The sequence below is a fragment of the Arthrobacter sp. FW306-1B-G06A genome, from assembly GCF_058781765.1.
The window spans coordinates 69556-91268 of sequence record NZ_JBYSXB010000019.1 but is presented as its reverse complement, the minus strand read 5'-3'; the positions used below and the strand labels follow the sequence as shown (position 1 = coordinate 91268).

Here is a 21713-nt window from a genome sequence, read left to right as displayed (position 1 = left end):
GCGAACCGCCGTATGCGAGGCCCGCACGTACGGTGGTGTGAGAGGAGGGCCGGGAGACCCGGCCCTCCTACTCGATTTGGGCTTGTTTGTGAGCGGGCGTTGCCGGGGGACGGCTTGTTTGTGAGCGGGCGTCGCCCGAAGCGATTAAGTTGTGCACAATTTAATTGTGAGCTATCGTTATTCCCATGAGTGAAGCCCCCCGCCTCGACCGCCAGGTCTGTTTCGCGCTGTATTCCGCTTCGAAGGCGGCCACGGCGGTCTACCGGCCGGTGCTGGACGAGCTTGGACTGACGTATCCGCAGTACCTCGTGATGCTGGTGCTCTGGGAGAACGAGCCTCGAAGCGTCCGGGAACTGGGTACCGAGCTGGGACTCGACTCGGGCACCCTGTCTCCGCTGCTCAAGAGGCTTGAAGCCATGGGCCTCGTGGAGCGCCGGCGTTCAGTAGAGGACGAGCGTCGCGTCGAGATCCACCTGAGCGACGCCGGGCGGGCGCTGAGTGCCCGGGCGGGGGCTGTTCCGCAGCGGCTCGCCGACGCCGCCGGCTTGAGCGCAGCCGAGCTCGCGCAGCTTCACGACACCCTGGGCCGGCTTACCGCCGCCCTCCATTCAGCCATCTGATCGTCCACCCCAGCACCTCCATCCCATCGAAGGAAAAGGAACCACAGTGAAGACTTTGTACGTAGCAGAGGCACTTGCCTCCGGTGAAGGCCGCGAAGGCAACGCACGCACCAATGACGGCAAGTTGGACGTCACCCTCGCCAGCCCGGTGGAACTGGGCGGAAACGGCAAGGGCACTAATCCCGAGCAGCTCTTCGCCGCCGGATACGCGGCATGCTTCCACTCGGCACTCAGGCTGGTGGGACGCAAGGCCCGGGTGGATCTGACTGATTCCGCCGTGGCTGCCAAGATCCATTTCGGTGCCTTGGAGGGCAGCGAGGGATATGGCCTCGCCGCGGAGCTTGAGATCGCCCTGCCTGCCCTGGACCGCGAAACCGCCGAGCGGCTCGTGGCCAAGGCCCACCAGATCTGCCCCTACTCCAACGCGACCCGCGGGAACATCGCCGTCGACATCAAGCTTGTGGAGGTGGCCGCATGAGCGCCGCCGTTCCCACGAGCACCCGCGAAATCCAGCTGGCGTCCCGCCCGCAGGGACGCCCCGTCCAGGAGAACTTCCGGCTGGCAGAGACCGATCTACCGGAGCTGCAGGACGGCCAGATCCTGGTCCGCAACGAGTTCATGTCGGTCGATCCCTACATGCGCGGCCGCATGAATGACACAAAGTCGTATTCGGCGCCTTTCCGGCTCGACGCAGCGCTCGACGGCGGTGCGGTGGGCGAGGTGATCGCGTCCCGTTCAGAGGCGCTCAAGGTGGGTGACGTCGTCGTGCACCAGCTCGGCTGGCGCGAATATTCGGTGGTGGATGCGGCAAGCGCGACGCCGGTCCCGGCCGGACTGGCGCCGACCTCGGCGTTCCTCGGGGCGCTGGGCATGACGGGCCTGACGGCGTATGCCGGGCTGCTCAAAGTGGCCGAGTTCAAAGCCGGGGACGTGGTCTTCGTTTCCGGTGCCGCCGGCGCGGTTGGTTCGATTGTCGGGCAGGTCGCCAAGGCCATGGGGGCCTCCAAGGTGATCGGCAGCGCCGGTTCCCCGGAGAAGGTGGCGCGTTTGCTGGAACTCGGCTTCGACGCGGCGTTCGACTACCACGACGGTCCGGTGGCGAAGCAACTGCGTGAAGCAGCGGGGGAGCGCGGCATTGACGTCTACTTCGACAACGTGGGCGGCGAACACCTCGAGGCTGCCCTCGCGGTCCTCACTGTGGGTGGCCGGGTGGCAATGTGCGGTGCCATTTCGCAGTACAACTCCACAGAGCCCACGCCGGGCCCGCGGAACCTGGCCTTGGCCATCGGAAAGCAATTGACCCTGCGTGGCTTCCTCGTGGGCGGCCAGCGCCAGCACGCCGCGGAGTTCGCCGGGAAGATGGCCGGATGGCTGGCCGATGGAACGGTCCGCTACGACGAGACGATCGTTGACGGACTGGAAAACGCGCCGAAGGCCTTCATCGACCTCCTGGATGGGGCCAATACCGGCAAGATGCTGGTCCGGCTGCACTGAGGGATTCCCGGCGCGAACTGGCGGCAGATGCCCGCAAAACGCGGGCAAAGTCATCTGCTGCCAGTTCGCGCACTTGGGAACGGGCATCCTAGGACCGTTCGCTGGGAGTTCCGCTACTGCTTGGTAACAAAAGCTCAACAATCTTCGGGTTGTTGGGCTTTTGTGTTACCCGGGTGTGTTCAATCCCACTAAAGTTGTGCCATCAGTGCGCCCCAGGCGCAGTGCTGCGAAGCATCAGTGAAAACAGAATTTCAGACTCGAGTTTTCGAAACGGACACTCATTGACCAACTGTCGTAGCATCAATCACTTTCTTCCTGGAGGAAAATTGAAGCAATCACTGCGTGCCACACTAAAGCGCGGTTCATTTGCGGGCGTCGCAACTGCGGGCGCCGCTGCACTTTTGCTGGCAGGCTGCGGTAGCGCACCGTCTGCTTCGAGCTCGGGCAGCGCCACCAAGTCGGACTACACCGCATGCATGGTGTCCGACTCCGGCGGCTTCGATGACAAGTCGTTCAACCAGTCAGGCTTCGAGGGCCTTCAGGCAGCAGCCAAGGACCTGAGCATCCAGGAGAAGCACGTCCAGTCCAAGGCCGACACGGACTACGACCCCAACCTTCGTTCCATGGTCCAACAAGGCTGCAAGCTGACGGTTACGGTCGGCTTCCTGCTTGGCGACGCCACGAAGAACATCGCGACGGCGAACCCCAACAGCCACTTCGCCATCATCGACTACTCGGACCCCACCTTCCCGAAGAACGTCAAGCCGATTGTCTATAACACTGCCCAGGCCGCGTTCCTGGCCGGGTACCTCGCCGCCGGCACGTCCAAAACGGGCAAGGTTGCGACCTTCGGTGGCCTCAACATCCCCACCGTGAGCATCTTCATGGATGGCTTCTCTGACGGCGTGAAGTACTACAACCAGAAGAAGGGCAAGTCCGTCCAGCTGCTTGGCTGGGACAAGGACAAGCAGGACGGAACGTTCGTCGGCGACTTCAAGCAGGTCGACAAGGGCAAGGTCCTCACCCAGGGATTCCTTGACCAGGGGGCGGACGTGGTCCTTCCCGTCGCTGGACCTGTTGGAGCGGGCGCCGGAAGCGCGATCCTTGACGCCAAGGCAAAGGGCACGGACGCAAAGCTGATCTGGGTCGACTCGGACGGCTACCTGACCGCACCCGCCTACAAGTCGGTCATCCTGACGTCGGTCCAGAAAACCATGGCGACGGCCGTGGAGACGGTCATCAAGGCCGACAAGGAAGGCAAGTTCGACCCCAGCCCGTATGTCGGCACCCTCGACAACGGGGGCGTGGCGCTTGCCCCGTTCCACGATCTCGACTCCGCTGTTCCGGCAGACATGAAGAGCGATCTTGACCAGTTGAAGAAGGACATCATCTCCGGCGCAGTCAAGGTCGAATCGAAGTCCAGCCCCAAGTAAAAATCCGGGCTAAACCGCATCGCGCTGCCCTTCAGCCGAGTTTTGGCAGAAGGGCAGCGCGTTCTGCGTTGCCTTCAATTTGCTCTTCGACACTCCTTTGCCGAGCACTATGCTGGGAGCACGGTGATGACGAGGAGCCATCCTTTATAGATGGGTTGGAGTTTTGAAACTCGAACTGAAAGGGATCACGAAACGCTTCGGGTCCCTTGTAGCCAATGACCACATCGATCTGGTGGTTGAACCCGGCCAAGTCCATTGCCTCCTGGGCGAAAACGGTGCCGGTAAATCCACCCTGATGAATGTCCTTTACGGACTCTACGACCCCAGCGACGGCGAAATCCTGGTCGACGGCAAGCCGGTCGTTTTCAAGGGTCCCGGCGATGCCATGGCGGCCGGGATCGGAATGGTCCACCAGCACTTCATGCTGATTCCGGTATTCACCGTCGCCGAAAACGTCGCGTTGGGAAACGAAGCCACCAAGGCAGCCGGTTTCCTGAACTTGGATGAAACCCGCCGGAGAATCTCCGAGATTTCCAAGCAATACGGGTTCCATGTCGACCCCGATGCCCTCGTGGAAGACCTGCCCGTGGGCGTCCAGCAGCGGGTCGAGATCATCAAGGCACTCGTGCGCGACGCCGAAGTCCTGATTCTCGATGAACCGACCGCGGTTCTCACTCCGCAGGAAACCGATGAGCTCCTGGACATCATCCGCCAGCTCAAAGCAGCCGGAAAGTCAATTGTCTTCATTTCGCACAAATTGCGTGAGGTCAAGGAAATTTCGGACATCATCACGGTGATCCGGCGGGGGAAAGTGGTGGGCTCGGCCGATCCTTCGGCGTCCCCGACGGAACTCGCCTCGGCGATGGTTGGCCGCGCGGTCAGCCTGACCCTGGAAAAGAAACCCGCCCAACCGGGTGAAGCGACTTTCAAGGTCCGGGACCTTACGGTTGTGGACCACAATGGCCAGCACGTCGTGGACGGGCTGAGCTTCGACATCGCCAAGGGTGAAGTGCTCGCCATCGCCGGTGTCCAGGGCAACGGCCAGACGGAGCTCACGGAAGCCATCCTCGGCGTCCAGCAGCACGTCACGGGGTCCATCGTCCTCGACGGCGTCGAGCTTCTCGGCAAGAGCGTCAAGCAGGTCTTGTCCGCCGGCGTCGGGTTCGTCCCTGAGGACCGCAAGATCGACGGCCTGGTGGGAACGTTCTCCATTTCCGAGAACATGATCCTGGACCTTTACGACAAGGCGCCTTTCGCCCAAGGCATCGGCATGAAACCGGCCTTGATTGCTTCGCACGCGGAGAAGAAGGTCGAGGAGTTCGATGTGCGGACGCCGTCGATCGATGTCGCCGTGGGCACGCTCTCCGGAGGCAACCAGCAAAAGGTGGTCCTGGCCCGGGAGCTTTCCAGGCCGTTGAGGCTCTTCATCGCATCGCAGCCCACCCGAGGGCTCGACGTCGGCTCCATCGAATTCGTGCACAAGCGGGTCATTGCCGAACGGGACAACGGAACTCCCGTGATGATCGTGTCCACCGAGCTCGATGAAGTGCTCGAACTCGCTGACAGGATCGCCGTCCTCTACCGGGGAAAGCTGGTCGGGATTGTTCCGGCCGGTACGTCCCGCGATGTGCTGGGCTTGATGATGGCCGGCGTTCCGGAACATGAGGCAGAACTGACTGCCCACAAGACCCTCGAGGGAGGAACCCATGTCTGAGTCCAATACCCCTCGACAGGAAAACGAGGCCGAGCCTGAGCGCCCGGAGACTCTGGACGACGAGGTCGTCCTGGATGTCGCGCTGGACACGGCCGACGGCGCAATGGCCCCGTCAGTCATCCCGGCTGCCAGCCAGGGCGGACAGATCCCGCACGCCGCCGGTGGTTCGGTCTTCCGGCAGATCGTGACCGGAAACGCCATGGTCTCGGTGTTGTCCGTGCTCCTCGCGATTGTGCTCGGCGGAATCCTGATGGCCGTGACCAACCCCAAAGTCGCCGAGACAGCAGGTTACTTCTTCGCGCAGCCGGCGGACATGCTTACCGAGGTCTTCAGGCCCTACGTGGCGTTGGTCCAGGGCGCCATATTCAACTGGGCCGGGGCCGACGCCGCAGCCCAGCTGTACCCGATCACTGAGACCCTGACGGTGTCCACGCCCCTGATCCTGGCGGGACTCGGCGTGGCCCTGGCCTTCCGTGCCGGGCTGTTCAATATCGGTGCGCAAGGCCAGATCATCTTCGGTGCCCTGTTCGGCGCCTACGTGGGATTCACCTGGCACTTGCCTTTCCTGGTTCACCTGCTTCTTGTCATCGTTGCCGGTTTCATCGGCGGCGCGGTGTGGGGCGGCGTCGTCGGCCTCCTCAAGGCCCGGACCGGTGCCCATGAGGTCATCGTGACCATCATGCTGAACTACATCGCCAACTTCCTGCTCCTGTTCCTGCTGACTACTCCCGCTTTCCAGCGCAAGGGCTCCACCAACCCGATCTCGCCCTTCCTTGACCAATCGGCACTGTTTCCGGAGTTGCTCGGACCCCAGTTCAGGCTCCATGCCGGATTCCTCTTGGCAGTGCTGGCAACGGTATTCGTCTGGTGGCTCCTGAAGCGCTCCACGCTCGGCTTTGAATTCCGGGCCGTGGGCGCCAACCAGAGCGCGGCACGCACCGCTGGAATCAACGTTCCCCGCGCCGTGATCCTGGTGATGGCGATTGCGGGTGCGCTTGCAGGCCTGGCCGGCATTGCGCAGGTATCCGGGACGGAGAAATACCTCTCGGGGGGCGTCGCGGCTTCCATTGGCTTCGATGCCATTACGGTCGCATTGCTCGGACGTTCGACGCCGTGGGGAACCTTCTTCGCCGGGCTCCTGTTCGGCGCGTTCCGCGCAGGAGGCGTCGCGATGCAGGCCGAAACCCAGACCCCCATCGACATCGTCCTGGTCATCCAGTCCTTGATCGTCCTGTTCATTGCGGCACCGCCGCTCGTGCGCGCGATCTTCGGACTGAACCCGCGCAAAAAGAAGAAGGCCACCGGCGGCCCCGGCTCCGGAACCATCCCCTCCGGAAAAATCGAGAGCGGAGCTGCAACAGCATGAGCACCACAACAACTCAGCCCGGCGGTGGCACACCCGCCGGCAACGCCCCGGCGAGCCCGGGAAAGACGGGCGCCACGGAGCTGGTGAGCTGGAAGGCCGGCATCGGATTGTCCCTCCTCGCAATCCTGGGAACCGTGCTGTTCGGTTTCATGTCCAATTCGAAATCGGCAGGCTTCGGCATTGCCGAGGCGGCCAATGAAGCGGCCTCAAGTGTCGCCGCTTTGGTCACGTTCGTCCTGGCCCTTCTGCTTTCGGCTGGACTCGGATATCTGTGGTTCGTCCGCCGTCGTTCAGGCCGCGCGTCGGGTTCAGGCCGCGCGTCAGTTTCCGGCACGGTACCCGGTTGGCTGCCCGCCTCCACCGTCGCCGCCGTCGTGGTCCTCGGCCTCGCCGCGCTCGGCGTGGCAAAGGTTTCAAAGGTCACGCTCCCTTCCGCGGCCATCGGCTGGATCGCCGCCGTGATTCTCCTGGGCCTAGCGGGCTACACGGTGTACCTCACCCAGGCGAAGAGGGCCGTACCCCGCTGGGTGGGCGGCACCTTTGCCGCCGTGTTCCTCATCGGGTTTATGGTCTGGATCGTGGCTGGCGGAAATGGCGATGAGCCGTCGATCTCCCTCGCCGGACTGATCGCAGGATCCGTCACCTTGGCCGTGCCGCTGGTCTTCGGATCCCTTTCCGGCGTCCTGTGCGAACGCGTCGGCGTGGTCAACATTGCCATTGAGGGCCAGCTCCTGCTGGGAGCATTCTCCGCAGCCGTCGTTGCCACGGTGACGCACAACGTCTACGCCGGGCTGGTCGCGGCGGCCGTCGCCGGAACGCTTGTCTCCTTGGTCCTGGCCGTGGTCAGCATCAAGTACCTCGTCAACCAGATCATCGTCGGCGTCGTGCTCAACGTCCTCATCAGCGGACTGACGAGCTTCCTCTTTTCGACGCTGCTGACGGCGGACCCGGATGGACTCAACAAGCCGGGGCGCTTGCCTCCGGTGGACATTCCCTTCCTGTCCGATATCCCCATCATCGGCCCCATCCTGTTCCACCAGTCTCTCGTGGGCTATTTGATGTACATCGCAGTGATCGTCGTTTACCTCGGCCTCTTCCACACGAAGTGGGGGCTGCGCGTGCGGGCCGTCGGCGAGCATCCGCAGGCGGCCGACACCGTGGGCATCAACGTCAACCGGACCCGATTCTGGAACGTGCTCATGGGCGGTGCGATCGCGGGCATTGGCGGCTCCTTCTTCACGCTCGTATCCGTGGATGCGTTCAGCAAGGACATGTCCGGTGGCCGTGGGTATATCGCGTTGGCGGCATTGATCTTCGGGCGCTGGAACCCGATCGGCGCCTTCCTGGCGGCGTTGCTGTTCGGCTTCGCGGACAATCTGCAGAGCGTCATCACCATCATCGGATCGCCTGTGCCGAGCCAGTTCATGGCCATGTTGCCGTACGCCTTGACGGTCTTTGCCGTCGCTGGATTGGTGGGCAGGTCCCGGCCCCCGGCGGCAAGTGGCATACCGTACGTCAAGGGCTGACCGTGGCGTTCACGGACACCGACGTGGACTGGGCGGCCCTCGAGGCCGCCGCGATCGCCGCCATGGGGAAGGCCTACGCTCCATATTCGAAGTTCCCGGTGGGGGCCGCAGCCCTCACCGAGGACGGGCGGATCGTCAGCGGATGCAACGTCGAGAACGCAAGCTATGGGCTCACCCTGTGCGCCGAGTGCGCCTTGGTGGGGGACCTCCATATGGGTGGCGGCGGCAGATTGCGGGCGTTCTATTGCGTCGACGGGAAAGGCAATGTCCTCATGCCGTGTGGCCGTTGCAGGCAATTGCTGTATGAATTCCGGGCACCCGGCATGCAACTCATGACAACGCAGGGCATCAAGACCATGGACCAAGTGCTGCCAGATGCCTTCGGTCCCGACAACCTGGAGGAGAACCGGTGACACAGACTGAAGCGTTCGACGCCGTACAGATCATCAGCATCAAGCGGGACAAGGGAACCCTGAGCCCGGAGCAGATCGACTGGACCATCGATGCCTATACCCGCGGCGTCATTGCCGACGAGCAAATGGCGGCACTGAACATGGCGATCCTGCTCAACGGGATGGACCGTGCCGAGATCTCGCGCTGGACCGAGGCGATGATCGCCTCGGGGGAGCGGATGGACTTCTCGAGCCTTCGGCGTCCCGACGGCGGCGTGAAAGCCACCACCGACAAACACTCCACCGGGGGTGTCGGGGACAAAATCACCCTTCCGCTTGCGCCGCTCGTGGCGGTCTTCGGGGTGGCGGTTCCTCAGCTGTCCGGGAGGGGACTGGGCCACACGGGCGGCACGCTCGACAAGCTCGAGGCGATCCCCGGATGGCGGGCGAACCTGAGCAACGAGGAAATCCTGGCACAGCTGCAGGACGTGGGTGCGGTCATTTGCGCCGCCGGCACGGGTTTGGCTCCGGCGGACAAGAAGCTCTATGCCCTGCGCGACGTCACGGGCACCGTGGAAGCCATTCCCCTGATTGCCTCGTCCATCATGAGCAAGAAGATCGCCGAAGGCACCGGCTCCCTGGTGCTCGACGTGAAGGTGGGTTCCGGGGCATTCATGAAGGACGAAGCCCGTGCCCGGGAGCTTGCCGAAACCATGGTGGCCCTGGGCAAGGATGCGGGCGTCAATACGGTGGCCCTCCTGACCAACATGGGGACCCCGCTGGGCCTGACTGCGGGCAATGCCATCGAGGTGGAGGAATCGGTGGAGGTGCTTGCGGGCGGCGGTCCGGAAGACGTCGTCGAGCTGACCGTCAGGCTCGCCGAAGAGATGCTCGCCTGCGCCGGAGTGCACGACGCCGATCCCGCGGCCGCCCTCAGGGATGGCCGCGCGATGGATGTCTGGAACCGCATGATCGAAGCCCAGGGCGGCGATCCGCGCGCGGCCCTGCCCGTGGCCAGGGAATCCGAGGTCATCCCGGCTCCGGCCGACGGCGTCCTGGTGGAGCTCGACGCCTTGGCGGTGGGCGTGGCTGCGTGGCGCCTCGGCGCTGGACGCGCCCGGAAGGAAGACATCGTCCAGGCCGGCGCAGGGGTGCGGATGCACGCCAAACCGGGCGCCTTAGTCCGGGCGGGGGAGCCACTCATGACCCTCCTCACCGACACCCCGGAAAAGTTCGACAGGGCCAAGGAAGCCTTGGACGGGGCTGTGCTCATCGCGCCGGAAGGCTCACGGCCGGCGCAACGGCTCATCATCGACCGGATCTCCTAGGCTGATCTCCCGGGCATTCTGGAATGCCCGGGAGACATTCCCTGCGGCCATTCGTTAGGAAGACCGTGCAAGCCATCAACGACTTCATCCTCGCCGCGGCCGGGCAGCCTTGGGTCTTGCTCCTGGTTTTTGCCTGCTGCGTGATCGACGGTTTCTTCCCGCCCATTCCCAGCGAGTCGATGGTGGTGGGACTCGCGGCAGTCTCCGTGACCGCAGGGATGCCCAACACGTGGCTGCTGATCCTGGTGGGAGCCCTTGGGGCCTTCACAGGTGACAACATCGCCTACTTGATTGGGCGCAAAGTAGGTGTACGCCGATGGCGGTGGATGCGTTCGCAAAGGATGCAGGGTGCCTTCCGCTGGGCCGGGAGGGAACTACGACGGCGGGCCGCATCACTGATCATGGTGGCCCGGTTCATCCCCATCGGCCGGGTGGCCGTCAACCTCACAGCCGGAGCAACCCACTTCCCGCACGGCATGTTTGTGGCGCTCACGGCTATGTCCGCCGTCCTGTGGGCCAGTTATTCGGTGGCCATCGGTGTGTTCTTCGGCCAATGGTTCGAGCACAACCACCTGCTCGGGGCGGTCATCGCGATCGTCGCTGCCGTCATCCTGGGAATCATCGTGGACCGGATCATCAGTAAAGTCCGCGGGGCCACGCCCGCCACCGTAGAGGACGAAGAAACCGGGGAGCCCGAAGAGGAATCGGTCGTGTAGCAGGCACGGCAGGGGGAGCCATCTCCTCCCTTGGTATGACGTGCCTGGCACCGGAAGATCCCTCCATGGGGGGATGCTTCCATTTCGACTTTCGAGCTAGCCTTAAATTGTGTTCCACCCGGCCGGGGCGTAGCGAACGACGCCCGGGCCGTGGGACACTGGATAGCGATCTATGTCACGCGACCGTGTGACTTTCCTTGAGGAGCAATGCCTGCGTGGACTTCATGAACCACATGCTCGAGCATGCCGCCGGGCAACCGTGGATCTACCCGGTGCTCCTGGTTTTCTTTTTCATCGACGGCTTTGCCACGATCCTTCCCAGTGAGACCGCGATCGTCGGGCTCTCGGCCCTTGCGATGCACCGGGGTGAGCCCAACCTGTGGTTCCTTGGCGCCACCGCGCTTGTCGGGGCCATGGCCGGCGACAACATGGCCTATATGCTGGGCCGCAAGATCGGCCTGGACCGCTGGAAATGGATGCGCAAGCCGAAGGTCCAGAAGATGTTCGCGTGGGCGCACTACGAGTTGGACAAGCGCGGCGCCGTGCTGATCTTCACCGCCCGGTATATCCCCTGGGGCCGGGTGGCGGTGAACTACGTCGCCGGACAGACCGGCTTCCGCCACAAGACTTTCTTCTTCCTGGACGCCTTCGCCTGCTTCACCTGGGTAGGCTATTCGATCGGCATTGGATCGCTGGCCGGCCACTGGGTGCACAACAACCCGCTCCTCGGCGTGGGGATTGCGGTGGCATTCGCCGTGGTACTCGGCGTCATCGTGGACCACAGCCTGCGTTGGTGGCACAAGCATCTCGAAAAGAAAGACGGCGAGAAGAAGGAAGCGGCCTCCGCGGAAGCAGCCGCAGCAGACGCGGGAACCGCGGTTAACGCGACGGCCGGCGTCGACCGCTCAAACCCTGCTGGCTAAGCTTCTTCCGTCCCCCTAGAGTTGAGACGTGACTGAGCCTATTGTTGATGCCGCCCCTGCCCTTGACTTCGACCTGAAGAGCCTGCCGAAAGTTTCCCTTCACGACCATCTGGACGGGGGACTGCGCCCGGCCACCATCATCGAGCTGGCGGAGGCCGTCGGCCACACCCTGCCTTCCACGGATCCCGTAGCGCTGGGCCAGTGGTTCCGTGAGTCCGCAGACTCCGGTTCTTTGGTCCGCTACCTCGAAACCTTTGACCACACGATTGCCGTCATGCAGACCAAGGAAGGCCTGGCGCGCGTCGCCAAGGAATTCGTCGAAGACCTGGCTGACGACGGCGTCGTGTACGGCGAGATCCGTTGGGCACCTGAGCAGCACCTGCAGAAGGGCCTCACCCTGGACGAGGTTGTGGACGCTGTCCAGGAAGGGCTCGACGCCGGCGTCGACGCCGTTGAGGAGTCAGGCCGCCAGATCCAGGTGGGCCAGCTCATCACGGCGATGCGCCACGCGGACCGCGGCCAGGAGATTGCCGAGCTCGCAGTGCGCCACCGCTACAACGGAGCTGTCGGCTTTGACATCGCCGGAGCCGAAGACGGTTTCCTGCCTTCCCGCTTCAAGGACGCGTTCACCTACCTGGCCGAGCACAACTTCCCGGCCACGGTCCACGCCGGCGAAGCCGCGGGCCTGGAAAGCATCCAGTCCGCCCTTGTGGACGGCCGCGCCCTGAGATTGGGTCACGGCGTGCGCATCGCGGAGGACATCACCGTTGAGTTCGAAGACGCCGAGGGCGAAGAAGCCGACGACGACGCCGAGGACACCGTCGGCATGGTCACCTTGGGTGAAGTGGCAGGCTGGGTCCGTGACCGTGGAATCGCGCTGGAAATCTGCCCTTCCTCCAACCTGCAGACCGGCGCGATCGCGAACTTCGGCGAAGGCATCGAGAACCACCCGCTGGACATGCTCTACCAGTTGGGCTTCAACGTCACGATCAACACGGACAACCGCCTTATGAGCGGTGTGACGCTCACGGACGAGTTCGAGCTTCTCGTGGAGACCTTCGACTACGATCTCGATGACCTCCTCGAACTGACCCTCAACGCCGCCGAGTCGTCGTTCCTGCCGTTGGACGAAAAAGAAGCGTTGGTGGAGTACATCAACGACGCCTACGCCAACCTTGGCTGAACAAACTCCTTCGGGCGCCAGTTCTCCTGAAAGTCCTGTCGTGGAGTTGCTGGGGACGATTGCCTCTTTGCGCGAGCACTGTCCTTGGATGGGGGCGCTGACCCACGAGTCCTTGGTCGAGTACCTGATCGAGGAAGCGTATGAGGTTGTCGATTCGATCGAGGCCGGCGCGTCCGGTTCCGATACATCCGACGAACTCCGCGGCGAGCTGGGCGACGTGCTGCTCCAAGTGGTGCTGCACGCCCGGCTCGCCGAGGAGCAAGGACAATTCACCTTCGACGACGTCGCGCGCGCCATCACGGACAAGATGGTGCGGCGCAATCCCCACGTGTTCAAACCGGACGGGTCCTTGCAGGAATCCTTCCCGGCCACCGTGGAGGAGATCGTCGAAAAGTGGGACGCCGTGAAGAAGGCCGAGAAGCCCGGGCGTTCGGATCCCTTCGAAGGCATTCCACCGCACCTTCCCGCCCTCGCCTTGGCGCAAAAGTCGCTTGACCGCGCAGCCCGCTCAGAGCGCTCGGGCAGTCCTGAACGCGGCGGCCGTCCAGTCGCGGCGGTGGAGGTTCCCGACTCCGAAGCTGCGCTTGGAGACTTGCTGCTCGCCGTCGTCGCGGGCTCGCGGGAGAAGGGCTTCGACGCCGAACGGGCCCTGCGCGGTGCCGTCCGCCGATACCAGGGCCGCGACGGCGAAGCCACAAAACGTGAGGGTTCCGACGCTGTTCCGTAACCTTGGCCGGTCTCGACTAGGCTAGTGGCGACGAGGACGTCGAGAATTTCCCTCAAGATTCCCAGTAAATCGCTTCACCATAAGGAGCAGTCCATGGCGCTTATCGATGCCATCCACGCCCGCGAGATCCTTGATTCCCGCGGAAACCCGACAGTAGAAGTTGAAGTTCTGCTTTCCGATGGCCAGATCGGCCGCGCGGCAGTTCCCTCCGGTGCTTCCACCGGCGAGCACGAAGCCGTCGAACTGCGCGACGGCGACAAGGGCCGTTACCTCGGCAAGGGCGTCCAGAAGGCCGTTGACGCGGTCATCGACGAAATCGCCCCGGCCCTGATCGGCTTCGACGCCACGGACCAGCGCAGCATCGACCAGGCCATGATCGACCTCGACGGCACCCCGAACAAGGGCAAGCTCGGCGCGAACGCCATCCTCGGCGTTTCCCTCGCCGTGGCAAACGCGGCCGCCGCCTCCGCGGACCTGCCCCTGTACAAGTACCTGGGCGGCCCGAACGCCCACGTCCTGCCCGTCCCGCTGATGAACATCCTCAACGGTGGCTCCCACGCCGACTCGGACGTCGACATCCAGGAATTCATGATCGCCCCGATCGGCGCCGAGACCTTCTCCGAAGGCCTGCGCTGGGGCGTTGAGGTCTACCACAACCTCAAGTCGGTCCTGCAGGCCAAGGGCCTCTCCACCGGCCTCGGCGACGAAGGCGGCTTCGCTCCGAACCTGCCGTCCAACCGTGCCGCACTGGACCTGATCCAGGAAGCCATCAAGAACGCCGGCTACACCCCGGGCAAGGACATCGCCCTCGCGCTGGACGTCGCCTCCTCCGAGTTCTACAAGGACGGCGCCTACCAGTTCGAAGGCAAGGCACTCTCAGCCACCGAGATGAGCGCCTACTATGCCGAACTCGTTGCCGATTACCCGCTGGTCTCGATCGAGGACCCGCTGGACGAAAATGACTGGGAAGGCTGGAAGACCCTTACCGACACCATCGGTGACAAGGTCCAGCTGGTTGGCGACGACCTCTTCGTCACGAACCCGATCCGCCTGCAGCAGGGCATCGACTCCGCCACGGCCAACTCCCTGCTCGTCAAGGTCAACCAGATCGGTTCCCTGACGGAAACCCTGGACGCCGTTTCCCTGGCCCAGCGCTCCGGTTACACCACCATCACCTCGCACCGCTCCGGCGAAACCGAGGACACCACCATTGCTGACATCGCCGTTGCCACCAACGCGGGCCAGATCAAGACCGGTGCCCCGGCCCGCTCCGAGCGCGTCGCCAAGTACAACCAGCTGCTGCGCATCGAAGAAGAACTCGACGACGCCGCCCGCTACGCCGGCCGCAGCGCTTTCCCGCGTTTCAAGGGCTAGTATCCGCTGAAACAGCTGACCGGTGGCTATGGTGGAAAGACCATAGCCACCGGTTCTGTTTAACGAAATGTGCGAGCACTTCGGCAAACCGCAGGCTCCGTGAGGAACGCAACGCGCAGCAACCCGCCAGGCAAGCACCAGGCATTACAGGAGTGTCATGGCCACCCGCCGCCCCAAGGTCCCCCGGGCAGATGCCCTCGGCCGCTCGCCCCAAAAGAACCCCGACGGCGGCCATGTCATCCGTGCCGACTTCGGCGAGTCCCGCAAGGCATCCGCCGCCCAGCAAGAGGCACCGGTTCATGCAGGGTCCAGGACGCCGTCCAATGCCAAAGCCGAAGGCGGCACCCAAAGCAAAGCCCCTTCCGGGTCCAAGGTTGGTGGTGTTGCGAAACCGGGACGTTCGGGAAACACCCCGGTTGTCGGCAAGGCATCCAGCAAGGCGTCCGGTGCCGGATCCTCGCACTCCGACAAGGACCACGGCGCGCGCCCTGTGCCCGCGAAGGCGTTCTCCGGCCGTATGCTTGCCCTCGCTGTGGTGATGATAGCGATCACTATCATGCTCGCTCCCACAGTGAAGATCTGGTTGGAGAAAAAGGCCGAAATCTCCGGCCTGGAAGCCGACATTGCCAGTAAACAGGCCGAGCAGGCCAGCCTCCAGAAGCAGATCACGCGGTGGCAGGACCCCAACTACGTGAAACAACAAGCCCGGGACCGCATTAACATGGTTATGCCGGGTGAAGCTGGCTACTGGGTGTTTGGTGGAGACGTTCCCGCTGGCACACCGGGTGGGAGCACCAGTTCAGGAGCTTCCGGAAGCCCGTCCAACCTGCCATGGGTGGACGGCCTGTGGGAATCCATCAGGCGCTCGGCAACAGACTAGACGCGGTGCCCGCCGCCGTCGCGCCCTGATGGGCGCGGCCAAAAAGGGCAGGAAGGATGGCAGCGCCAGTGGAAGACAACTCGGCACCTGCATCGCAGGAGTCCCGCAAGCCATCAGCACACGATCTCGAAATCCTCAGCCGCCAGCTCGGACGGCCGGTGCGCGACGTCGTCGAAATCCCGGCGCGCTGCGTCTGCGGCAACCCGCTGGTCGCTGCAACCGCTCCGCGCTTGAGCAATGGCACCCCGTTTCCCACGACGTTCTACTTGACGCACCCCGTCATCACCGCCGCCGTGTCGCGGCTGGAAGCCGGCGGGCTCATGAATGAGATGAACGAACGGCTCACCGCGGACGAGCCTTTGGCTGCGGCTTACAGGAGCGCCCACGAAGCCTATCTCCAGGCGCGTGACGAGATTGCCGGACGTGCCGGCACGGGAGACGTTCCGGAAATCGCAGGGGTCTCGGCCGGCGGCATGCCTACCCGCGTCAAGTGCCTGCACGTGCTGGTCGGCCACTCCCTGGCCGCCGGTCCCGGCGTCAATCCGCTCGGCGACGAGGCCATCACGGCGATTAGCGAATGGTGGACCGCGGACCGCTGCTATTGCGACGGCGCATGGGACAGTGCGGGGGAGGCCCCGTCCAAGGACCTCAGCCGCCACGGACCGCAGGGCCTGCCGGACATCGTGGGCCGTCCCGCCCCCGTCCGCAAATCCAAGTCCTCCCACGCGACAGAGCCATCAGGGAAACCATCCGCAGGGGGGCTCAACGTATGAACCGCGTAGCTGCGATTGACTGCGGGACCAATTCGATTCGCCTCCTGATCGCGGATTCCAACGGCACGGACTCCGGGTCTCCCTTGCGGGACGTTGTCCGCGAGATGCGCGTGGTGCGCCTCGGCCAAGGGGTTGACGCCACCGGCGAACTCGCCCCTGAGGCGCTTGAGCGCACCTTCGCGGCGACCGCCGACTACGCCGAGCTGATCCGCCATCACGGAGCCCGGGGCATCCGTTTCGTGGCGACCTCTGCCAGCCGGGACGCCCGTAACCGGGACGTCTTTGTTGACGGGATACGGGGGCTGCTGGGCGTCGAACCCGAGGTCATCTCCGGTGACGAAGAAGCCTCGCTGTCCTTCGCCGGCGCAAGCAGCGTGCTGCCTTCGCGCGGCAAGGACCCTGTGCTTGTGGTGGACCTTGGCGGTGGAAGCACCGAATTCGTCCTCGGAGACTCCGACGGCGTCATTGCCGCCAAATCCGTCGACATCGGCTGCGTGCGGCTGACCGAGCGGCACCTTCGCAGCGACCCTCCGACGCCGGAGCAGATCGCCGCCGCGGAAGCCGACGTCGACGCAGCCATGGACCTCGTGGCCCGCACGGTCCCGCTGGACCGGGCCACCGCCGTCGTGGGCGTAGCCGGTACCGTCACCACCATCACCGCGCACGCGTTGGCCCTGGACGAGTACGATCCCGCACTCATCCACGGTGCCAGCCTGGACCTGGAGACCATCAGCGACGCGGCCACAAGTTTGTTGGAAATGAGCCGCGAGGAACGTGCCCGGCTACCCTACATGCACCCCGGCCGCGTCGACGTCATCGGTGCCGGAGCCCTTGTTTGGCGCCGCATCCTCCAACGCTTGGCTGAGCTCGGAGAGGGCTCCATCACTGCGGCTACCTCCAGCGAACATGACATCCTCGACGGCATCGCGCTGAGTATTCTGAGCATGCCGAGTACTCGGTAAGAGTGGGTATTCGCTGATGACGTTGCCACACGGTTGGCGCCGCCGGACAGCATCGGCCGCACTGGCGGCCATGTTGGCCGGGGGAAGCCTTGCAGGGGCCCTGCTCACTGCCCCTTCGGCGTTCGCCGACTCTTGGCGGGACAAGGAATACTGGCTCAACGAGTACGGCATTTCCGCAGCCTGGCAGGTATCAAAGGGCGCCGGGGTGAAAGTGGCCATCATCGACAGCGGAGTGGACGGGCAACACCCCGACCTCAACGGCGCGGTGGTCGGAGGAACCGACGCTTCCGGTGCGGGCGACCCCAACGGACAGAAAAGCATCGGGGCCAAACCTGAGCACGGGACCCTCGTCGCCACGCTGCTGGCAGGGCGTGGACACGCTCCGGCCAGCCCATCGGCGTCTCCGTCGCCGGGGCCGTCCCCTTCGCCCGGTTCCGGCGTCGGTCCGGACGGAATCGTCGGCGTCGCGCCCGAGGCCCAGATCCTCTCCGTTTCCGCCTGGCTCGGTTCGCCGAATCCGGCGGGCAAGACGGACCAGGAACAGATTCCCGAAGCTGTCCGATGGGCGGTGGACAACGGCGCCAAGGTCATCAACATTTCCCTCGGCAGCACCTCGCCTGATTGGCCCCAAAGCTGGGATGCGGCGTTCCTCTATGCCGAACAAAAGGACGTGGTGATCGTGGCCGCGGCGGGCAACCGGATCGGCGGAAACGTCCAGGTGGGCGCGCCGGCCACGATTCCGGGTGTACTGACCGTGGCGGGACTCGACCGGAACCGTACGGCCAGCGTCGACGCTTCTTCGCAGGGAATCAGCATCGGCGTCTCGGCGCCCGCGGAGAAGCTGGTGGGCGGACTGCCCGGTGGGAGCTATGAAGATTGGGCCGGCACGTCCGGCTCCGCGCCGATTGTCTCCGGCGTCGCGGCACTTATCCGCTCGAAGTGGCCTGATATGAGCGCCAAGCAGGTCATCAACAGGATTGTGTCGACGGCCGAGGATGCAGGCGCGCCCGGCAAGGACCCCATCTATGGCTACGGCATCCTCAATGCCGAGGCGGCCCTGAAAGCCGATGTACCCGAGGTAGCGAGCAATCCCGTGGGATCCATTGCGGACTGGATCCGGGTCCATCGACGTGGCGACCTCAGCAGCCCGACGCCTCCGTCAACGTCGAAACCAAGCATTCCCGCGGCCACCTTGGCGGATCCCACAGTTCCCGCGGCCAAGGCGCCATCGCAGTCCGACACTGCGGTTCCGGCCGCGGTGGTCATCGGCTTTGGTTCGCTTTTCGTGGCGATCGTCGCGGGCGCCACCGTCCAATTGAGGCGCGCCTACCGGACCTCCCCGGAACTGCCCGACGAGACCTCGACCGGCGTGGTGGAGGTCGTGGATCCGAGCCCCCCCGAAATAGCCTCCGGCGCCGATCCGTAGCGTCGGGAAATAGTTAGTGAAGATTTTCACAAGGTGCTGTACTCTATTCTTATGGCAACCACCCCTGAGCTCATTGACCGTCCCCGTGTTCTCGTTGTCGGCGGCGGATACGTCGGCCTGTACGTAGCACTCAAGCTGCAGAAGAAGATCGCGAACGCCGGCGGCATCGTCACCGTCGTTGATCCCCTTCCCTACATGACCTACCAGCCCTTCCTCCCCGAAGTGGCCGGCGGCAACATCGAGGCACGCCACGCCGTCGTCTCGCACCGCCAGCACCTCAAGCAGACGGAACTCATCCAGGGCCGCGTCACCAGCATCGACCACAAGAACCGCACCGCCGTTGTTGCTCCGGCCGACGGTGGAGAGCCTTTCGAGATCCCGTACTTCGACGTCGTGGTTGCCGCCGGCGCCATCACCCGGACGTTCCCCATCAAGGGCCTCGCTGACGAAGGCATTGGCCTGAAGACCATCGAAGAAGCGGTCGCCCTGCGCAACAAGGTCCTTGAGCGCATCGAGGTTGCCTCCACCATGACGGACGCCGCCGAACGCGCCAAGGCCCTGACCTTCGTGGTCGTGGGTGGCGGTTTCGCAGGTATCGAGTGCATCACCGAGATGGAAGACCTCGCCCGCGCTGCCGTCAAGAACAACGCGCGCATCCGCCAGGAAGAGGTCCGCTTCGTTCTCGTCGAAGCCATGGGCCGCATCATGCCCGAGGTCACCGCAGCCCAGGCAGAGTGGGTTGTCGAACACCTGCGCAGCCGCGGCATCGAGGTCCTGCTCAACACCTCCCTCGACAACGCAGAGGGAAGCCTCAAGCTCATCAACCTGCCGGACAAGACGCCTGCCCAGGAGTTCGAAGCCGACACCCTCGTGTGGACTGCAGGCGTGCAGGCCAACCCGATGATCCGTTCCACCGACTTCCCGCTCGAGCCGCGCGGACGTGTCCGTGTCCTCCCGGACCTGCGCATTGCGGGCGACGAAGGCATCATCGACAACGCCTGGGCGGCCGGCGACATCGCTGCCGTCCCGGACCTCACGGGCAGCGGCCTGCCGGACGGCACCTGCGTTCCGAACGCCCAGCACGCGCTGCGCCAGGCCAAGCGCCTCGCCAAGAACCTGTGGGCCTCCCGCTGGGACAAGCCCATGGGCGACTACAAGCACAAGAACCTCGGTGCGGTTGCCGGCTTCGGCGAATGGAAGGGCGTTGCCAACATCAACATCCTGGGCCGTATCGGCCTCAAGGGTGGACTCGCCTGGCTGGCCCACCGCGGCTACCATGGCCTGGCCATCCCCACCGGTGAGCGCAAGGTCCGCGTGATCTTCAACTGGATCCTGGGCATGACGATGGGCCGCGACACCACCCAGCTGCTGGACCTCGACAACCCGCGTGGAGCCTTCGTGGCCGCGGCCACCCCGGCTCCCAAGCCGGCCGCCGCACCTGCGCCGGCCGCTGAGCCCGCCGAAGCCAAGGCTCCGGTCACGGCTGACGCCAAGTAGCGAACCCCAAGCAGCCCCGCCGACGGCGGTCGTTTCCCACGTGGGAGCGGCCGCCGTCGTCGTTTAACTCGCGGCCCGTCCGCGACGGCGGTGCAGGCATGGCCTGCGACGGCGGGTCCTAGACTTGCAGCATGGCTGGCGAAAGCGATCTGACGACCCTCCTGGGATCCATGCACCCCGTCCTTCGGGACGGCGACTACGTGTACGCGTTGTGGCCGCACGGCAAAGCGCTTGAGGGCGATATCGAAGCCGCTGTCCGCGAAGCGGAAGGCCTCACGGTGGTCCTGCGCCGTGAAGAAGCCGGACGCCTGGGACTGTCCTACGATTTCGTGGCGGCGTGGATCACTCTTCAAATCCACTCTGCCTTGGACGCCGTGGGGCTCACAGCGGCCGTCAGCTCCGCCCTCACGGCCGCTGGTATCAGTTGCAACGTCCTGGCAGGGTTCCATCACGACCACCTGTTGGTTCCATCCGCCGAGCGCGGGCGCGCCATGGAAGTCCTTAAGCTGCTGGGCCAAGGCGTGGTGCTGCGAACGGAGCGGCAGGATGACCGCGAGTCCGTGCTGGCGCTCACGGCTGCCGCCTTTTCCACCAGCCCGGTCACCGGGCTGCCCGTCGACGGGGTCCCGGCCGAAGTGAAGCTCCTGCGTGAACTCTTCGAGTGCGATGAGTACCTGCCGGAGTTCAGCATCGTGGCCGAAATTGCCGGTGAGATCGTGGGCCACGTCATCAGTACCCGCGGCTGGATAGGGGAGCTCCGGCTTTTGGGGCTTGGCCCCATCAGCGTCGAACCGCACCTGCAGCGGCGCGGCATCGGATCTGCCCTCTTGCGGGAAACCGCTCGACGGGCCGACGAAGCGGGCGAACCGGGCATCGCCCTGCTGGGCAGCCCCGAGTACTATCCGCGCTTTGGATTTCTGCCCGCGCGCACGCTGGGCGTGGTGGCCCCCGACGCCGGGTGGGGAGACCATTTCCAACTGTTGCCCCTCAAAGCATGGCCCGACGGCGTCAGTGGAACCTTCCGTTATGCCGCGCCGTTTGAACGGCTCTAGGAGACGAAAGAGGGGAGTGCACTGGGTTACCATTATCCGGGCGCCCCAGTAGCCCAATTGGCAGAGGCAGCGGACTTAAAATCCGCGTGTTGTGGGTTCGAGTCCCACCTGGGGCACGCATGCGAAATGCGAACCCTGCGGCCCCACTTGTTGCGCCAAGCTGTGCCGTGACAGGAATTTAACCCCGCGTTCATGTGAAGGGCCGTCCGGACTGGACAGCGACACACCGTTATTAGATCCTGACCTGCGTATATGTGTTCTAGGACACATATTTGGTAGTACTCTCATGGAACATGTTCGAAGTGAAAGTGACTTCGGGCGAATGAC

Annotated in this window: 20 protein-coding genes and 1 tRNA gene; all 21 read left to right on the top strand. The window is 64.4% G+C overall.

Annotated elements, in window-relative coordinates; translation table 11 throughout:
- Positions 1-185 precede the first annotated feature (185 nt).
- Positions 186-620, top strand: a complete 435-nt coding sequence (locus AC3WJM_RS11885) for a MarR family winged helix-turn-helix transcriptional regulator (protein ID WP_284992005.1) — start codon at positions 186-188, stop codon at positions 618-620.
- Positions 621-666: 46 nt separating this feature from the next.
- Complete coding sequence (locus AC3WJM_RS11880) at positions 667-1098, top strand: organic hydroperoxide resistance protein (protein WP_492271948.1); 432 nt, start codon at positions 667-669, stop codon at positions 1096-1098.
- On the top strand, positions 1095-2114 hold the full coding sequence (locus AC3WJM_RS11875; RefSeq protein WP_284992003.1) for an NADP-dependent oxidoreductase: 1020 nt from the start codon (positions 1095-1097) through the stop codon (positions 2112-2114). Before AC3WJM_RS11880 ends, AC3WJM_RS11875 begins: the two co-directional genes overlap by 4 nt.
- 326 nt (positions 2115-2440) lie before the next feature.
- Entirely contained in the window at positions 2441-3547 is a 1107-nt protein-coding gene (locus AC3WJM_RS11870; RefSeq protein WP_172465512.1) for a BMP family lipoprotein, read from the top strand.
- 163 nt (positions 3548-3710) lie between these two features.
- Positions 3711-5261 (top strand): ABC transporter ATP-binding protein, encoded by a 1551-nt coding sequence (locus AC3WJM_RS11865; protein ID WP_284990383.1) that lies wholly within the window; start codon positions 3711-3713, stop codon positions 5259-5261.
- Entirely contained in the window at positions 5254-6627 is a 1374-nt protein-coding gene (locus AC3WJM_RS11860; RefSeq protein ID WP_492271947.1) for an ABC transporter permease, read from the top strand. The genes AC3WJM_RS11865 and AC3WJM_RS11860 overlap by 8 nt, the downstream gene beginning before the upstream one ends.
- Positions 6624-8153, top strand: a complete 1530-nt coding sequence (locus tag AC3WJM_RS11855) for an ABC transporter permease (RefSeq protein WP_441437666.1) — start codon at positions 6624-6626, stop codon at positions 8151-8153. The genes AC3WJM_RS11860 and AC3WJM_RS11855 overlap by 4 nt, the downstream gene beginning before the upstream one ends.
- A gap of 2 nt (positions 8154-8155) precedes the next feature.
- Complete coding sequence (locus tag AC3WJM_RS11850; RefSeq protein ID WP_492271946.1) at positions 8156-8566, top strand: cytidine deaminase; 411 nt, start codon at positions 8156-8158, stop codon at positions 8564-8566.
- Positions 8563-9873 (top strand): thymidine phosphorylase, encoded by a 1311-nt coding sequence (locus AC3WJM_RS11845; protein ID WP_306961126.1) that lies wholly within the window; start codon positions 8563-8565, stop codon positions 9871-9873. The genes AC3WJM_RS11850 and AC3WJM_RS11845 overlap by 4 nt, the downstream gene beginning before the upstream one ends.
- A gap of 65 nt (positions 9874-9938) precedes the next feature.
- The gene (locus AC3WJM_RS11840) at positions 9939-10589 is read left to right on the top strand and encodes a DedA family protein (protein ID WP_059387978.1); all 651 of its coding nucleotides are present in this window, start codon (positions 9939-9941) and stop codon (positions 10587-10589) included.
- Between the two features lie 233 nt (positions 10590-10822).
- Entirely contained in the window at positions 10823-11512 is a 690-nt protein-coding gene (locus tag AC3WJM_RS11835) for a DedA family protein (protein ID WP_492271951.1), read from the top strand.
- Between the two features lie 28 nt (positions 11513-11540).
- Positions 11541-12695, top strand: a complete 1155-nt coding sequence (locus tag AC3WJM_RS11830; protein WP_059387977.1) for an adenosine deaminase — start codon at positions 11541-11543, stop codon at positions 12693-12695.
- 88 nt (positions 12696-12783) lie between these two features.
- A complete protein-coding gene (locus AC3WJM_RS11825; RefSeq protein WP_307052671.1) occupies positions 12784-13422 on the top strand; it encodes a MazG nucleotide pyrophosphohydrolase domain-containing protein in 639 nt (212 codons plus the stop codon).
- Between the two features lie 93 nt (positions 13423-13515).
- Positions 13516-14796, top strand: a complete 1281-nt coding sequence (gene eno / locus AC3WJM_RS11820) for a phosphopyruvate hydratase (RefSeq protein ID WP_306961132.1) — start codon at positions 13516-13518, stop codon at positions 14794-14796.
- Positions 14797-14953: 157 nt separating this feature from the next.
- The gene (locus AC3WJM_RS11815; protein ID WP_307052670.1) at positions 14954-15676 is read left to right on the top strand and encodes an FtsB family cell division protein; all 723 of its coding nucleotides are present in this window, start codon (positions 14954-14956) and stop codon (positions 15674-15676) included.
- Positions 15677-15744: 68 nt separating this feature from the next.
- Entirely contained in the window at positions 15745-16449 is a 705-nt protein-coding gene (locus AC3WJM_RS11810) for a DUF501 domain-containing protein (RefSeq protein WP_492271945.1), read from the top strand.
- The gene (locus AC3WJM_RS11805) at positions 16446-17411 is read left to right on the top strand and encodes a Ppx/GppA phosphatase family protein (protein ID WP_492271944.1); all 966 of its coding nucleotides are present in this window, start codon (positions 16446-16448) and stop codon (positions 17409-17411) included. The genes AC3WJM_RS11810 and AC3WJM_RS11805 overlap by 4 nt, the downstream gene beginning before the upstream one ends.
- A 16-nt stretch (positions 17412-17427) precedes the next feature.
- Complete coding sequence (locus AC3WJM_RS11800; protein ID WP_492271943.1) at positions 17428-18837, top strand: S8 family serine peptidase; 1410 nt, start codon at positions 17428-17430, stop codon at positions 18835-18837.
- A gap of 51 nt (positions 18838-18888) precedes the next feature.
- Positions 18889-20334, top strand: a complete 1446-nt coding sequence (locus tag AC3WJM_RS11795; RefSeq protein ID WP_284990394.1) for an NAD(P)/FAD-dependent oxidoreductase — start codon at positions 18889-18891, stop codon at positions 20332-20334.
- A gap of 131 nt (positions 20335-20465) precedes the next feature.
- Positions 20466-21386 (top strand): N-acetyltransferase, encoded by a 921-nt coding sequence (locus AC3WJM_RS11790; protein WP_492271942.1) that lies wholly within the window; start codon positions 20466-20468, stop codon positions 21384-21386.
- Positions 21387-21428: 42 nt separating this feature from the next.
- Positions 21429-21502, top strand: a tRNA-Leu gene (locus AC3WJM_RS11785).
- Positions 21503-21713 lie beyond the last annotated feature (211 nt).